This window comes from Bradyrhizobium sp. 1 (assembly GCF_023073315.1).
GTDB lineage: Bacteria > Pseudomonadota > Alphaproteobacteria > Rhizobiales > Xanthobacteraceae > Bradyrhizobium.
On sequence record NZ_JADPJH010000039.1, the window covers coordinates 33,081 to 47,228 of the forward strand.

Below are 14,148 nucleotides of genomic sequence, written 5' to 3' on the forward strand. Positions count from 1 at the left end.
GTTATGCCCTCATCATCAGGAAGCCGTCTTGGCCGCGTTCCACAGCGCATCCATCTCCGCAAGCGAAGCCTGCTCGAGCGTGCGGCCCTGCGCCTCCAAGGAGCGCTCGATATAGGCAAAACGCCGCTCGAACTTCGCGTTGGTCGCGCGCAGCGCGGCTTCTGGATCGGCGTCGACATGGCGGGCGAGGTTGACGAGCGCGAACATCAGGTCGCCGGTCTCCTCCGCAATCTCCTGCTTGTCGTTGCGATCGAGCGCCGCCTCGATCTCGTCGGCTTCCTCGCGGATTTTTGCCAGCACTGCGCGCGGGTCGTTCCAGTCGAAGCCGACGGTGGAGGCCTTGCGCTGCAGCTCCATCGCGCGCGTCAGTGCCGGCTGGCCCGCCTTCACGCCCGCGAGCAATGATTTGTGCGACGGCGTTTCCTCTGGCGGCCGGCGCGCGGCGCGCTCGGCCTTCTCTTCGGCCTTGATGCGGTCCCAGACTTCCTTGACGTGGTGCGAGGCGAGATTGCCGTTCTTGTCGGCGAAGACGTGGGGATGCCTGCGGATCATCTTGCGGGTGATGGCCTCGACCACGTCGCCGAAGGCGAACGCGTTCTGCTCTGACGCCATCTGGGCGTGGAACACGACCTGGAGCAAGAGATCGCCGAGCTCCTCGCGGAGATCATCGAGATCGCCGCGGTCGATGGCGTCGACCACCTCATGGGCTTCCTCGATCGTGTAGGGCGCGATCGTCGCAAAATTCTGCTCGAGGTCCCAGGGGCAGCCGGTCACCGGCGTGCGCAGCGCCGCCATGATCTCGATCAGGCGGGAAATGTCGCGGGAAGGGGTCATTGCGGGGCAGTCTCCTGGGTCCAAAACCTTATGCCAAAAGCGGGCCGCCGTTCCCAGCGGGGCGCGGCGGAACAGGCCGATTTCCACCGATTGGCTGATACGTTCCACAGTGCTAAAGCGCGGCCCATGAGCGACGCATTTTCATCACAAACCGCGCTGGTGCTGTTTTCCGGCGGCCAGGATTCCACCACCTGCCTTGCCTGGGCGCTGAGCCGCTTTGCGCGCGTGGAGACGCTGGGGTTCGATTACGGCCAGCGCCATGCGATCGAGCTTACCTGCCGCGATCGGCTGGTCGACGGCATCAAGGGCCTGCGTGAGGACTGGGCTGCAAGGCTCGGCGAGAACCATACGCTGTCGATCCCGACGCTTGCCGCCGTATCCGAGACGGCGCTGACGCGCGATGTCGCGATCGCGATGGGTGCCGACGGCCTGCCGAACACGTTCGTGCCCGGCCGCAACCTGGTGTTTTTGACCTTTGCCGCCGCGCTGGCCTACCGGCGCGGCATCACCCACATCGTCGGCGGCATGTGCGAGACCGATTATTCCGGCTATCCCGACTGCCGCGACGACACCATCCGCGCCATGCAGGCCGCGCTCTCGCTCGGCATGGCGAGACAATTCGAGCTGCACACGCCGCTGATGTGGATCGACAAGGCGGCGACGTGGCAGCTCGCGCACGATCTCGGCGGCGAGGGACTGGTCGACCTCATCCGCGAGCACTCCCACACTTGCTATCTCGGCGACCGCGGCGCGCAGCACGATTGGGGCTATGGCTGCGGCGAGTGCCCGGCGTGCAGCCTGCGCGCGAAGGGGTGGCGGGAGTATGTAGCGGGGAGGTAGCGCGTCGCACCCCTCTCGTGCCCCGGACGCAGCGCAGCGCTGCTTCAGCGGTGCGCTGCAGAGCCGGGGCCCATGCCGAACAGCAGTTCGTGGCCTCTGGGTCCCGGCTCTGCGCCGCAACGCTGACGCGTTGCAGCTTGTCCGGGACACGGAAGCGATCCGCAGGAACTCCATCACTTCGCAATGACGAGCTTGCGGCAAGACCTACCGAAAATCATCCGGCATCAGCTCGATCGGCTTGCCGTGCGGCGTGCGGTCCGCTGCGTGGTCCCAGGCGTCGCGGTAGCGGTGCAGCGTCTCCATTGACGCGACGCCCTTGCGCGCGACGAGGCCTTCCAGAGTGGCGAGCCAGTGCAAATAGTAGGTCTCGCCGGTGTCAGGATCGCCTGCGGCCTGCGCGCGCTTGATCTCGGAGGCCAGGGCTGCGGCCCATTCGGGCCAGGTGAACACGCCGCGGTCGTGCAGCGTCAGCGCCATGGCGAAGGCGTGCGCCTCCCAGGGTGCGCGGAACACCGGGCCTTCGTCATCGCGCGGAATGCTCGGGATGGCGGCCGTCGCGGCGGCAGCAGCATTGCTGCTCATCACGCCGGGTCCAGATAGGGCTCGAAGGCGTCGATCGACACCTTCGAGGTCGGATCGCCATCCGCGCCCCAGAGATCGCTACCTTCGAACACGACTGTGTAGAGCCATTGCGGATTCTCGCCGAGCTCCATCGCCGCCGAGTCCGGAAACACGTGGCAGCCATGGTTCAGCTCGATCACGCCGACATGGCCGCGCACATAGCGCGGCAGGCGGGTGTGCGTCGCCGGATGAATGTTTTTCGCGCGTACGCGGTCGCCGATGTTGAACTTGGCCAGCGCGGGAGCAGGGCGGGCGAACTTGCCGCGCACCATGGTGCGCTCGACATCCGCGAGCGCCAGCTTGCCGTGCTTGAGCGCCTTGGCCGGCTGCATCGCGTGACCGGCGGCGACCTCATCTCTCGTGAGGTATCCCTTCTCGATCAGCATCTCCTCGAGCCCGAGAAACCATTTCTTGTAGTAGGAGCTCGAGAGATAAACGTGCGGTGGGATCGTTTCGCGATAAAAGCGCGAGGTGTCGATGTTGAAGGCGCCGGCCGCACCCATCGCGCGCACCATCGCCAGCACGCGGGATTCCCATTCCGCATGGAACACCGGCTCGTTGGGCTCGGCCTCGACCTTGCCGAACCCGTCCATGCCGCCCATGTCGTGCACGCCGTTCACGACGGCGCTCCCGGCGTCTTGGCAAAGCCGGTCCCGATCATGGAATCGCGCGTGACGAGTTCGGCAAGCTGCTCCTCACTCCAGCCTTCCGTGCCCTCAGGCCGCATCGGCAGCACCAGGAAGCGTGTCTCGGCAGTGGAATCCCAGACCCGGATTTCCATGTCCTTGGGCAGCGTGACGTCGAAATCGGCGAGCACGCCGCGCGGATCCTTCACCGCGCGCGAGCGATAGGGCGCGGCCTTGTACCAGACCGGCGGCAGCCCCAGCATCTCCCAAGGGTAGCAGGAGCACAGCGTGCACACGACCATGTTGTGGCGCACAGGCGTGTTCTCGAGCACGACGAGATGGTCGCCGACACGGCTGACATGGCCGAGCGTGCCGATCGCCTTGGAGCCATCCTCCAGCAGCGCCTGCTTGAACGCCGGATCGGTCCAGGCCTTGGCGACGACGCGGGCGCCATTGTGCGGGCCGATCCTGGTCTCATAGGCCTGGATGATGGCATCGAGCGCGGCCGGCTCGACATAGCCTTTTTCTGTCAAAATCGTCTCGAGCGCGCGCACGCGCAGCTCAGTCTCGGACAGCTCGGAATGGTCGTGATCGTGGTCGTGATGATGTTCACTCATGCCTCGAAGATAGTCCCAGAATCCGGGCCTTGTCGAGGCGAAGACTCTGCTAACGTCGCGCCATGGGCTGGGCCAAACAAACCGGAATAACCGCCGCATTCGCGGCACTTGTCGTACTCGCAGCGCAGGATGCGCACGCCGCGAATGGCGCCTATGCGGTGGATTCCGCCGATATCTCCGAGGTCGGCTCCTGCAAGGTGGAAAGCTGGATGTCGGCGGCAACCAACACCGATTTCTCCGCGGTCGCCAATCCCTCCTGCGTGGTCGATCCCTTCAAGCCGATCGAGCTGAGCTTGCAGACCATCCGCTCTCGCAGCGATGGTGACTGGAGCACGACGATTGCTCCGAAAGCCAAGACGAATTTCATCCCGACCGGGATCGGCCGGTGGGGATTGGCGGCCTATGGCGGTGGCTCATTCGATGCGGCCACCGGGGAGGCGCTGTCCGCCTTTGCCGTGATCCCCGTGACCTTCCGCCTGTCCGAGACCATGCGCATCAACGTCAACGGCGGCTGGCTCTGGGATCGCGCGGTCGACCGTCACTATTTGACCTACGGCCTCGGCTTCGACTGGAAGTTCACCGACACCTTGCAATGGACGATCGAGGCCTACGGGCAGGCCGGCGCCTCCGAGATCGCCAGCGTTTTGCAGCCGCGTTTCCAGACCGGCGTCCGCTACCGGCCGAACGAGATCTTCTCCGTCGACGTGATCTACGGCCGCAACATCACCGGCGAGAACGCCAACTGGATCACTATCGGTACCACGTACCGATTTCCCGTCCCCGAGGCGCAGCCCGAACATCACCGCACCGGTCATCTCTAGCGGCAAGACCAACAAGAACTGGGAGATTGCGTTGACCGACTATGTCAAGATCGAGAAGGGCCTCGGGCCGGAGGGACGGATCGCGGTGGTGCGGTTCGACCGCGGCGACGGCATTAACGCGCTGTCGCCGGAGGCGCTCCGCCAGCTGACCGCCGTGGCGCGCAGCTTCGAGGATGATTCCGCGACCTCCGTCGTGGTGCTGACCGGCAGTGCCGCCGCATTCAGCGCCGGCTTCGACCTGAAGGACCCCGAGGGCCGCGCGCGCAAGGACATGGACCTCGGCACGCTGCGGCGGCATCTCAAGCTCGGGCCGCGCCTGACTCACGCCTGGCAGGAGATGGAGCAGATCACGATCGCCGCCATCGAGGGCTTTTGCGTCGGCGGCGGCGTGGCGCTGGCCGTCGCGCTCGACTTCCGGGTGATGGGCCGCGATGCGCATCTGCGTGTGCCCGAGATCGGGCTCGGCATGAACATGAGCTGGCAGAGCATCCCGCGCATGCTGCATCTGATGGGGCCGGCCCGCACCAAGCAGGCGGTGATTTTGGCTGATGAGCGCATCAGCGCGGATGAGGCCTATGAATGGGGCCTGGTGGAGCAGGTGGTCGATCCCGGCCATGCGTTCGATGCCGCGATGGAGCTCGCGCGCAAGGTGGCAGCGCAGCCGCCGCTGTCCGTCGCCATGACGAAACTCACCGTCAACCGGCTGGCGCATGCGCTGGACGATCTCGCCAGCCACATGGACGTCGACCAGTTCGCGCTGGCAAGCCTCAGCGAGGACCACAAGGAGGGCGTCGAGGCGTTCCTGGGCCGCCGCAAACCTCGCTTCAAAGGTCGGTAGATCTCGACGTCGGGCCATTGATCAGGCCGCGGACAGTCCGTATACGCCGCGCAGGGACAAAAGCGGCCCGGCCAACGGGCGGTACGATGTGACGACAATCGAGGGGGAGGGCCCATGGCCGCTGGTTCGCAGGCGCCTGAGGGACAAGGGTTTCGCTGGAAGCTGATCGCGCCGCTCGTGGTGTGGCTGGCGATCTATCTGTGGCCGGTGCCCACAGGTCTCAACGTCAATCAGTGGCACTATTTTGCCGTATTCGCGGCCGTCATCACCGGGCTCATCCTGGAATCGATGCCGGTCGGCGCGGTCGGCCTGATCGGCCTGACGGTCGCCGGCGTCGGCGGCTATATCGACCCGGATCCCAGCAAATCGCTGCGCTGGATGTTGGCGGGCTTTGCCGAGAGTACGGTGTGGCTGATCGTCGGCGCCTTCGTGTTCTCGATCGGCTATCGCAAGAGCCAGCTCGGCCGGCGCATCGCGCTGGTGCTGGTGCGGCGCTTGGGCGGCAACACGCTCGGCCTCGGTTATGCGGTCGCGATGTCGGACTTCCTGCTCGCGCCGGCAACGCCCTCCAATACCGCGCGCAGCGGCGGCATCGTCTATCCCATCATCTCCAACATTCCGCGCATCTACGGCTCCGAGCCGGGACCGACCGCAGGCAAGATCGGCACCTATGTGATGTGGACCGCGTTCGCCGCGACCGCCATCACCAGCTCGCTGTTCTTCACCGCGCTCGCGCCCAATGCGGCGGCGCTGGCGATCGCCAAGAAAACCGTCGGCGTCGATGTGAGCTGGGGTCAGTGGTTCGTCGGCTTCGCGCCGCTCGGCCTGCTGCTGATGATCCTCGTTCCGTTGCTCAGCTACGCGATCTGCCGACCCGAAGTGAAGCGCAGCCCCGAGATCTCCGAATGGGCGGCAAGAGAGCTCGCGGAGATGGGCCCGATGTCACGCAACGAGTGGATCATGCTGGCCCTGATCATCCTCGCGATGTTCCTGTGGATCGCGGGCTCGAGCCCGGACATCCACGTGCCCGTGCTCGGCTCCAATTTCGTCAATGCCACCACCGTCGTCTTCATCGTGATCTCCTTGATGCTGGTGACCGGCGTGATCGAGTTCGCCGACATCGTCAGCGAGAAGAGCGCCTGGGAGGTGTTCTTCTACTTCACCTCGCTGCTGACGCTGGCCTCGGGACTGAACGAGATCGGCTTCATCAAATGGTTCGCAAACGAATTCGCAAAGCCGCTCGCGGGGCTGTCGCCGTCGACCGCGATGATCCTGCTGGTCGCGCTGTTCTTCTGGATCCACTATTTCTTCTCGAGCATCACCTCGCATGCGGCGGCCGTGCTGCCGGTGGTGCTCGCGGTCGGCTCGGGCATTCCCGATCTGCCGGTCACGACGCTCGCCATGCTCTGCATGTATTCGCTCGGCCTGATGGGCGTGATCTCGCCTTACGCAACGGGACCCGCGCCGATGTATTTCGGCAGCGGCTATATCGGGAAGGGCCAGTTCTGGGGCTTTGGGCTGCTGTTCGGGCTGGTCTATTTCGCGGGCCTTCTGCTGATCGTGCTGCCCTGGTTGCAGATGGCCCGGTGAGCCTCGCCGGAGGCGGATACCCCCCGGCGAAGGAATATTCTTCTCTCGCGAGGGATTGGGAAAACTTCGTCTAACCCCTGCCAAATATCTGAAATTGCAACAAAGACCTGGAAAGGCGATGGTATGTGCTGCGGTGCAGCGCATTCTCCCCAGAGGCGATTTGTTGCTGCTTCGCCTCCAACCGCTGATGCGACCCGGCTCTCGTTTGCCTTTTGGGGCGGCCGAGAGAACTATTGTGCATGAAGGCCATCTCAATGAACGCCCACCAATCGCTTGCCATCGGACAGCCGATCGCGCCGCCCGAAGCGATTTCACCTGCCGCTGGTGAACCGGACGCCATGGTCCGCTTCGAAGCCATTTCGAAGACCTATCCGGCCTATCGGGGCAAGCCCGGTGTCAACGCGCTCGAGAACATCGACTTCGCCATTCCGCGCGGCTCCATCACCGGCGTGATCGGCCGCTCCGGCGCCGGCAAGTCGAGCCTGGTTCGCTTGATCAACGGGCTGGAGAAGCCGACCACGGGCCGTGTGATTGTCGACGGCCGCGACATCTCCGCGCTCGCAGGCCGCGAGTTGCGGCTGGCGCAGCGCTCGATCGGCATGATCTTCCAGCACTTCAACCTGCTGTCGTCGCGCACCGCCGCCGACAACATCGCGCTGCCGCTCGAGATCGCCGGCTGGGCCAGGGCTGACATTCGCGTGCGTGTGACCGAACTGCTCGCGCTGGTCGGCATCGCCGACAAGCACGACCGCTATCCGTCGGAACTCTCCGGCGGCCAGAAGCAGCGCGTCGGCATCGCCCGCGCGCTAACGACGCGGCCGAGCGTGCTGTTGTCGGACGAGGCGACCTCCGCGCTCGATCCGCAGACCACGCGTGCGATCCTCGATCTGCTCGCGAACATCAACCGCGAGCTGGGCGTGACCATCGTGCTGATCACCCACGAAATGTCCGTGGTGCGTCAGCTCGCCAGGGAAGTTGTCGTGCTCGACGCCGGCCATGTCGTCGAGAGCGGCCATGTCGCCGACATCTTCACCCATCCCAAACATCCGATCACGCAGTCCTTCCTGGCCGAAGCGACCGGCGACAGCCTGCCGGTCTCGCTGGCGAGCCGGATCGTGGCGGAGCCTTCTGCCGGTGGACAGGCCGTGATCCGCGTTCAGGTGCGCGGGGCAGGGGCCGGCGACACGCTGGTGGCGCGGCTCGCGCGCGAGCTCGGCCTCGACGTATCGCTGCTGTCGGCTCGCATCGACGAGATCGGCGGCCAGCATGTGGGCTCGCTGACGCTCGGTATTCCTCTCGGCATTTCTGGCGGCGAAGACGCGGTGACGCGGACGCTCGCCTGGCTCTCTCAATATCAATTCCCGGCGGAGCGTCTCGGCTATGTCGCCTGAACTCATCAACCTCATCGTCCAGGCGACCTTCGAGACCCTGTATATGGTCGGCATAGCCGCGCTGCTGGGCACCGTCTTCGGCCTGCCGCTCGGCGTCTTTCTCGCGACCAGCCGGAAGGGCGAGCTGTTCGCGGCTCCCGCCATCAATCGCGTGCTCGGCATGGTCGTCAATGCGACCCGCTCGACGCCCTTCATCATCCTGGTCGTCGCCATCATCCCGTTCACCCGGCTCGTCGCCGGCACCTCGATCGGCTCGACGGCGGCGATCGTGCCGCTGACGATCGCATCGGCACCGTTCATCGCGCGCCTGGTCGAAGCTGCGATCCGCGAGGTCGATGGCGGCCTGATCGAGACCGCGTCCTCGTTCGGAGCCTCCCCGATCCAGATCGTGCTCAAGGTGCTGATCCCCGAGGCGCTGCCGGGCCTGCTGCTGGCGCTCACGCTCGCGGTGGTCAGCCTGCTCGGCTACTCCGCCATGGTCGGCGCCGTCGGCGGCGGCGGTCTCGGCGACCTCGGCATCCGCTACGGCTACCAGCGCTTCATGCCGGAGATGATGCTCGCCGTCGTGGTCGTGCTGATCGCGCTGGTCCAGCTGGTGCAGAGCGCCGGCGATTATCTGGCACGCCGGGTCAACCGCCGGCTGCGGCATCGCTGACAGGCGTCAGGCCGCAAGCCTGGCGCGCCGCAGTGTGTCCGAGGGCTTTTCGGAGAAGTGGCGCTTGTAGTCGAGCGAGAACTGGCTGAAGTGCCAGAAGCCGTGCTGCACGGCGACGTCGTAGATTGACGTCTGCGCATCGGTTGCGCGCTTCAACTCGCGCCGCACCCGGTTCAGGCGCATCGCGCGCCAATAGTGCATCGGGCTCGTGCCCAAGACCTCCTGGAAGCAATAGCCGAGCTTGCGCGGGCTGGCGCCGACGGCCTTGCAGACCTCCAGCAACGACAGCGCGCGCTCGTCGCTGCCGTGCATCAACTCGCGGGCACGATCGACGGTGCGCTTGCGCGCCGTTGCGCTGCGGCCGGGATGGCTGGGACGCGCAGTCGGCAGCATGTCCATGATCTCGATGAGCAGGGCATCTTCCAGCGCCTGCCGTGAGGTCGGATCGTCGAACTGGTCAGGAGCATCCGCGATCGTTTCCTGGATCGCGGCAAGATGCGCGCGCAGCCGCGCGACCGGCGCCTCCGCCATCTCCATCACGCGCAACTGGTGCCAGACGGCGCGCGGCAGCGCGATGTCGAGGCGGGCGGCGAGCTCCTCGATCAGCGCCGCGCTGGCAACGACACCACGCAGTTCGAATGCCTTCGGCGTGCACATGTCGACCTCGGCATCGATGCAGGCGATCACCTGGGTGCCAGCGATGCTGGCGCCATTGCAACTGACCTCGCCGTCGCCGTGCCAGGGCAGGCCAATGGCAAAGCTGTCAGAGCCGAGCTGACCGTATTGGCGCACCTGCTGGCTGGTGATCTCACGGAACACTTCGAGCCGGGGCAAAGAGAGCTGGGTGAAACTACCGCTGAACGCGCCGGCGCTGATCTGGTCGTAGCTCAGCCGCCAGCGGCCGAGCGCGGCGCAGTGCTCATCAACATCGGTACTGCTCGCCTGAAGCAGGGCGGCGGCCGAGTCTCGAATCGGAAGAGTTGCGCTTAAGGCCATGACTAGACGTCTGAATCTGTAAGCCGGACAGGGAGCAAGAACCACGCCAGACTGGCACGGCCGTGGCCTCTGTCCAGCAAAATATTGCCGGATCTCGATAACGCCTGACGCGGCCTTCCGTGCAGTCTTCCTCCCCAGCGGCTCCCGACACCGGGATCGGGATGGCGCTTCGCGGAGGGATCGAGATGCGAACGAGCGATATCATGCGTGGCAGCCCGCCCGCGCCCGAGGCTCAGGTAACGCGCGCCAACTGGCGCAGCTTTCCCGCGATCCGCTGGGGCTTTACCCACACCCGCGAGGTGATGCCGACCGCCGAGGTTCGCCGCTCGGCGCATCCGACGCCGATACTCAGCGCACCGCGTGAGCTGGCAAAGCTCGGCTTCACCGCGCCAGACGGCAAGCCGACCACGATCGACGCCGCGCTGCGCGAGACCTTTGCCGATACGCTCCTCGTGATGCACAGGGGCACGCTGGTCCACGAATGGTACGGCGACGGCATGAGCGTAACCACGCCGCATCTGATCTGCTCGATCAGCAAAGCTGTCGCCGGTACGCTGGGCGGCATCTTGGCCGCGCGCGGGCTGCTCGACCCGGAGGCGAGGGTGGTGCGCTACGTGCCGGAGCTGGAGACGTCCGTCTACGGCACTTGCGCCGTCCGCAACCTGCTCGACATGGCGGTCGCGATCAAGTTCGAGGAGGATTACGAGGATCCCGCCGGCGACGTCGCGCGCTACCGGTTCTCGTCAGGCTGGGACGTGCCGCCGCCGGGCGTCGAGCCTGGCCACCAGCGTGCCTATCTCACGACGCTGCGCGGCACAGGCAAGCCGCACGGTAAGGTCTTCCACTACGTCTCGCCCAACACCGAGGTGCTCGGCTGGGTCTATGAGCGCGCCTGCGGCATGCCTTACCATCGCATCCTCTCCGAATATCTCTGGCAGCCGATGGGCGCCGAGGACGACGGCTCGCTGACGCTCGACAGCCACGGCATGGGCCGCATCGCCGGCGGCCTCTCATTCACTGCGCGCGATCTGCTCCGCTTCGGCGAGATGATCCGTTGCCGCGGCGTGGTCGAGGGACGGCAGGTGGTGCCGGGTTGGTGGATCGACGACATCCGCGAGAACGGCGATCCCAGGGCGTGGGCCGACGGCGACCTCGCCGAGTTCTTCCCGGGCGCGCGCTACCGCAGCAAATGGTTCACGATCGACCCGGCGCGCAACGCGCTCACGGCGATCGGCATTCACGGCCAGCACCTCTATGTCGACCTGGAGTCGGACACCGTCATCGTCAAGCTCGCGACGCAGCCGAAGGCGATGGACGTGCCGATCGACCAACGCTGGTTCGCGGCCTTCCGCGCCATCACCACGCATCTCGCCTAGCACCGACCTCTGGACATCATCATGCTCGATACCGTCAAAGCCAAATCGCAAGCGCAGACCGCCGCGCCGCATCCGCTCGATCCGCTGACCGCCGAGGAGATCTCGGCAGCCTGTACCTTGGTGCGCGCGGCGGCGACGTCGCCCGAAAATTGCCGCTTCCCGACGGTGCGGCTGGAAGAGCCGACCAAGCAGGAGCTGGCTGCGGGCGGAGCAGGGCGCCGCGCCTTCGCGCTGACGCTCGACGTGACGACCGGCGAGGCGATCGAGCACATCGTCGATCTCGCCCGCAATGAGATCGTCGCGCGAAAAGTCATTCCGAACCGCGAGGCGCCCTACGGGCAGCCGCCGGTGATGCTGGAAGAGTTCTTCAAATGCGAGGCCGTGGTGAAGGCCGATCCCGGCTGGCGCGCGGCGATGGTTCGGCGCGGGCTCACCGACAAGGACATCGAGCTGGTTCAGGTCGACCCGTTTTCCTCGGGCTTCTTCGATTTCGAGTACGAACGCGGCGCCCGCATCGTGCGCGCCGTCAGCTTCTTCCGCAAGCATCTCCAGGACAACGGCTATGCCCATCCGATCGAGGGCGTGATCGCGGTGGTCGACCTCATTGGCGGCAAGGTCATCGACCTCACCGACGCCGATCCGATCGTGCCGATCCCGCGCAAGAAGCGGAACTACGGCGCCCATGAAGTCACCAACCCGCGCACCGACATCAAGCCGCTGCATATCGAACAGCCCGAGGGCGCCAGCTTCAAGGTCGATGGCTGGAAGGTCGACTGGCAGAAATGGAGTTTTCGCGTCGGCTTCACGCCGCGTGAAGGGCTGGTGCTGCATCAGCTGAGCTATCAGGATGGCAAACGAAAGCGGTCGCTGATCCATCGCGCCAGCGTTACCGAGATGGTGGTGCCTTACGCCGATCCAACCGCGAACCATTTCTGGAAGTCGGCGTTCGACGCGGGCGAATACGGACTCGGCATGCTTGCCAATGCGCTGGAGCTCGGTTGCGACTGCCTCGGCAACATCCACTATTTCGACGTGCCGGCCGCCGACAACAAGGGTGAGCCCTTCGTCATGCAGAACGCGATCTGCATGCATGAGGAAGACTACGGAATTGCCTGGAAGCACTATGAGTTCCGCAACGGCCTGTTTGAGGTCCGACGCTCGCGCCGCCTCGTGATCTCGTTCTTCGCGACAGTCGGCAATTACGACTATGGATTCTACTGGTACCTCTACCAGGACGGCACGATCCAGCTCGAGACAAAACTCACCGGCATCATCCAGACCGCCGCCGTGCCATCAGGCGAAACGTACAAATGGGGCGGCATGGTCGACGACAATCTGGGCGGACCGACGCACCAGCACTTCTTCAACGTGCGTCTGCACATGGATCTCGACGGCGGCGGCAACACCGTCACCGAACATGATTTCGTACCGCGGCCCTGGGGCCACGACAATCCGCACGGCAACGCCTTCGACACCACCACGCGGGTGCTGTCGCGCGAGCGTGATGCGGCGGCGATCGCCAATGGCGAGACCGGCCGGTTCTGGAAGATCAGCAATCCCAACGAGACCAACTCGGTCGGCAATGCGCCGGCCTACAAGCTCGTGGTCAATCCAAGCCCGCTGATGCTGGCGCAGGAGGGCAGCTACGTGCGCAAGCGCGGCGGCTTCGCCACCAAGCATGTCTGGGTCACGGCGTTCGATGCGGACGAGAAATATGCCAGCGGCGATTATCCCAACGTCCATGCCGGCGGCGACGGCCTGCCGCGCTACGCAGCCCAGAACCGCAACATCGAGAAGGCAGACATCGTGGTGTGGCACTCCTTCGGCCACACCCATATCTGCAAGCCCGAGGACTTTCCGATCATGCCGGTCGAATATGCCGGCTTCATGCTGAAGCCGACCGGCTTCTTTTCGGCCAATGCGGCCGGCGACATTCCGCCGGATCGTAACAGTCGCAGCGTGCTTTCTGGCGAGAAGAGGGCCGGCGGCGGAAGCTCGTGCTGTAAGAGCTAGGCTGTCGGCGGGTAGTAGAGAAATTCGATCATCAGGCAACCGTCGCGGGTGAACCTTCCCGCCCGGCACCGGCACAAAGACTGGAGATCGCTCCAGCCTTTCGGACATTGAATGAGATCGCTTGCCTTGCTCTGCCTGCTCGTGTTCGCGACGCCCGCCCACGCGGCCACGCCCGAGCAGCACTATCTCGACCTGCGCGATCGCTACATCGCAAAATTCTCCAAAGCCAAGGAAAGCGACGAAACCTCCAGGCAGCACGATGCCGCGCTGAATGAGCTGACGGGCGTGCTGCGCGGCCTGGTGGGACCTGTCACCATCAAGGGACTGCCGGCGGAGGGCAAGTCGAACGCCGACACGCTGTTCAAGGGCGATTCCGGCTTCGGCCATCTCGACGGTCTCGGCTTCGCCTCCGAAGGCGACAAGATGCAAGCCGTGGTGACCACCACGGGGCTGTTGAAGCACTGGCTGCGCGAGCACCGCGAAGACGGCATGCCACAGGAGACCGGCGCGGCCTTCAAATCAGACCGCTTCTACTATCAAGCGATCCAGGACTCGGCCTTCGCCAAATATGCCGAGCTGCCGGTCACCAGGCCCGCATCGGCGAGCGCCGCGGTCGCCGTGCTCGGTGTGCGGGGCAATGGCGATTTGAAAGGACCGCCGCACGAAATCGACGTCGTCGCAATCCAGGGCGACAAGGTCTTCTTCCTCGCCAGCAGCGACGCCGTGAAGACAGCCGAGATACCGGCCTGCGAAAAAGTCTTCACGCAGATGATGGCGAGGAAGACCCCGCAGGATTCCATGGCCAAAGAAGATCAGGCGATGGACGCCTACACAAAATGCTTCGCCAAGGAAGCGCCAAGCCAGAGCTGGTTCGCGGGGGTCGTCAAGAAGGCACAGAGCCAGTTGGAGCTGCTGCCGCTACGCTAGATC

Annotated in this window: 14 protein-coding genes; 9 read left to right on the top strand and 5 right to left on the bottom strand. The window is 65.2% G+C overall.

Features of this window, described 5'->3' with window-relative positions; all coding sequences use genetic code 11:
• Nucleotides 1-15 precede the first annotated feature (15 nt).
• Nucleotides 16-834 (bottom strand): nucleoside triphosphate pyrophosphohydrolase, encoded by an 819-nt coding sequence (gene mazG, locus IVB29_RS37265; RefSeq protein ID WP_247508415.1) that lies wholly within the window; start codon nt 832-834, stop codon nt 16-18.
• Nucleotides 835-960: 126 nt separating this feature from the next.
• On the opposite strand from mazG, the gene queC reads away from it, so the two are divergent.
• The gene (gene queC / locus IVB29_RS37270; RefSeq protein WP_247508416.1) at nt 961-1,674 is read left to right on the top strand and encodes a 7-cyano-7-deazaguanine synthase QueC; all 714 of its coding nucleotides are present in this window, start codon (nt 961-963) and stop codon (nt 1,672-1,674) included.
• A gap of 204 nt (nt 1,675-1,878) precedes the next feature.
• Here queC and IVB29_RS37275 read toward each other — a convergent pair whose 3' ends face one another.
• From IVB29_RS37275 to nthA, 3 genes are read right to left on the bottom strand one after another with little or no spacing between them, the layout of a single operon-like run.
• Nucleotides 1,879-2,256: a nitrile hydratase accessory protein gene (locus tag IVB29_RS37275; protein WP_247508417.1), complete on the bottom strand. Its 378-nt coding sequence runs from the start codon at nt 2,254-2,256 to the stop codon at nt 1,879-1,881.
• A complete protein-coding gene (gene nthB, locus IVB29_RS37280) occupies nt 2,256-2,915 on the bottom strand; it encodes a nitrile hydratase subunit beta (protein ID WP_247508418.1) in 660 nt (219 codons plus the stop codon). The genes IVB29_RS37275 and nthB overlap by 1 nt, the downstream gene beginning before the upstream one ends.
• Complete coding sequence (gene nthA, locus IVB29_RS37285) at nt 2,912-3,538, bottom strand: nitrile hydratase subunit alpha (protein ID WP_247508419.1); 627 nt, start codon at nt 3,536-3,538, stop codon at nt 2,912-2,914. Before nthA ends, nthB begins: the two co-directional genes overlap by 4 nt.
• A 62-nt stretch (nt 3,539-3,600) precedes the next feature.
• On the opposite strand from nthA, the gene IVB29_RS37290 reads away from it, so the two are divergent.
• From IVB29_RS37290 to IVB29_RS37310, 5 genes are all read left to right on the top strand, one after another.
• Nucleotides 3,601-4,359: a hypothetical protein gene (locus tag IVB29_RS37290; protein WP_247508420.1), complete on the top strand. Its 759-nt coding sequence runs from the start codon at nt 3,601-3,603 to the stop codon at nt 4,357-4,359.
• Between the two features lie 31 nt (nt 4,360-4,390).
• Entirely contained in the window at nt 4,391-5,197 is an 807-nt protein-coding gene (locus IVB29_RS37295) for an enoyl-CoA hydratase/isomerase family protein (protein WP_247508421.1), read from the top strand.
• A gap of 114 nt (nt 5,198-5,311) precedes the next feature.
• A complete protein-coding gene (locus tag IVB29_RS37300) occupies nt 5,312-6,787 on the top strand; it encodes a DASS family sodium-coupled anion symporter (RefSeq protein WP_247508422.1) in 1,476 nt (491 codons plus the stop codon).
• Between the two features lie 239 nt (nt 6,788-7,026).
• Nucleotides 7,027-8,178 carry a methionine ABC transporter ATP-binding protein gene (locus IVB29_RS37305; protein WP_247508423.1) on the top strand — a complete coding sequence of 384 codons (1,152 nt, stop codon included), beginning with the start codon at nt 7,027-7,029 and terminating at the stop codon, nt 8,176-8,178.
• Entirely contained in the window at nt 8,168-8,833 is a 666-nt protein-coding gene (locus tag IVB29_RS37310; RefSeq protein ID WP_247508424.1) for a methionine ABC transporter permease, read from the top strand. Before IVB29_RS37305 ends, IVB29_RS37310 begins: the two co-directional genes overlap by 11 nt.
• A 6-nt stretch (nt 8,834-8,839) precedes the next feature.
• On the opposite strand, the gene IVB29_RS37315 is transcribed toward IVB29_RS37310, so the two are convergent.
• Nucleotides 8,840-9,829 (bottom strand): helix-turn-helix domain-containing protein, encoded by a 990-nt coding sequence (locus IVB29_RS37315; RefSeq protein WP_247508425.1) that lies wholly within the window; start codon nt 9,827-9,829, stop codon nt 8,840-8,842.
• A gap of 185 nt (nt 9,830-10,014) precedes the next feature.
• Between IVB29_RS37315 and IVB29_RS37320 the strand changes: the two genes are divergently transcribed.
• From IVB29_RS37320 to IVB29_RS37330, 3 genes are all read left to right on the top strand, one after another.
• Nucleotides 10,015-11,205, top strand: a complete 1,191-nt coding sequence (locus tag IVB29_RS37320) for a serine hydrolase (RefSeq protein WP_247508426.1) — start codon at nt 10,015-10,017, stop codon at nt 11,203-11,205.
• Nucleotides 11,206-11,226: 21 nt separating this feature from the next.
• Nucleotides 11,227-13,218 carry a primary-amine oxidase gene (locus IVB29_RS37325; protein WP_247508427.1) on the top strand — a complete coding sequence of 664 codons (1,992 nt, stop codon included), beginning with the start codon at nt 11,227-11,229 and terminating at the stop codon, nt 13,216-13,218.
• Nucleotides 13,219-13,329: 111 nt separating this feature from the next.
• The gene (locus IVB29_RS37330) at nt 13,330-14,145 is read left to right on the top strand and encodes a hypothetical protein (RefSeq protein ID WP_247508428.1); all 816 of its coding nucleotides are present in this window, start codon (nt 13,330-13,332) and stop codon (nt 14,143-14,145) included.
• The last annotated feature ends 3 nt before the right edge of the window (nt 14,146-14,148 follow it).

What these genes read in the sequence shown, in the direction of transcription:
- mazG (WP_247508415.1), bottom strand. Translation starts at nt 834, where the DNA reads ATGACCCCTTCCCGCGACATTTCCCGCCTGATCGAGATCATGGCGGCG.
- queC (WP_247508416.1), top strand. Translation starts at nt 961, where the DNA reads ATGAGCGACGCATTTTCATCACAAACCGCGCTGGTGCTGTTTTCCGGC.
- IVB29_RS37275 (WP_247508417.1), bottom strand. Translation starts at nt 2,256, where the DNA reads ATGAGCAGCAATGCTGCTGCCGCCGCGACGGCCGCCATCCCGAGCATT.
- nthA (WP_247508419.1), bottom strand. Translation starts at nt 3,538, where the DNA reads ATGAGTGAACATCATCACGACCACGATCACGACCATTCCGAGCTGTCC.
- IVB29_RS37290 (WP_247508420.1), top strand. Translation starts at nt 3,601, where the DNA reads ATGGGCTGGGCCAAACAAACCGGAATAACCGCCGCATTCGCGGCACTT.
- IVB29_RS37300 (WP_247508422.1), top strand. Translation starts at nt 5,312, where the DNA reads ATGGCCGCTGGTTCGCAGGCGCCTGAGGGACAAGGGTTTCGCTGGAAG.
- IVB29_RS37305 (WP_247508423.1), top strand. Translation starts at nt 7,027, where the DNA reads ATGAAGGCCATCTCAATGAACGCCCACCAATCGCTTGCCATCGGACAG.
- IVB29_RS37310 (WP_247508424.1), top strand. Translation starts at nt 8,168, where the DNA reads ATGTCGCCTGAACTCATCAACCTCATCGTCCAGGCGACCTTCGAGACC.
- IVB29_RS37315 (WP_247508425.1), bottom strand. Translation starts at nt 9,829, where the DNA reads ATGGCCTTAAGCGCAACTCTTCCGATTCGAGACTCGGCCGCCGCCCTG.
- IVB29_RS37320 (WP_247508426.1), top strand. Translation starts at nt 10,015, where the DNA reads ATGCGAACGAGCGATATCATGCGTGGCAGCCCGCCCGCGCCCGAGGCT.
- IVB29_RS37325 (WP_247508427.1), top strand. Translation starts at nt 11,227, where the DNA reads ATGCTCGATACCGTCAAAGCCAAATCGCAAGCGCAGACCGCCGCGCCG.
- IVB29_RS37330 (WP_247508428.1), top strand. Translation starts at nt 13,330, where the DNA reads ATGAGATCGCTTGCCTTGCTCTGCCTGCTCGTGTTCGCGACGCCCGCC.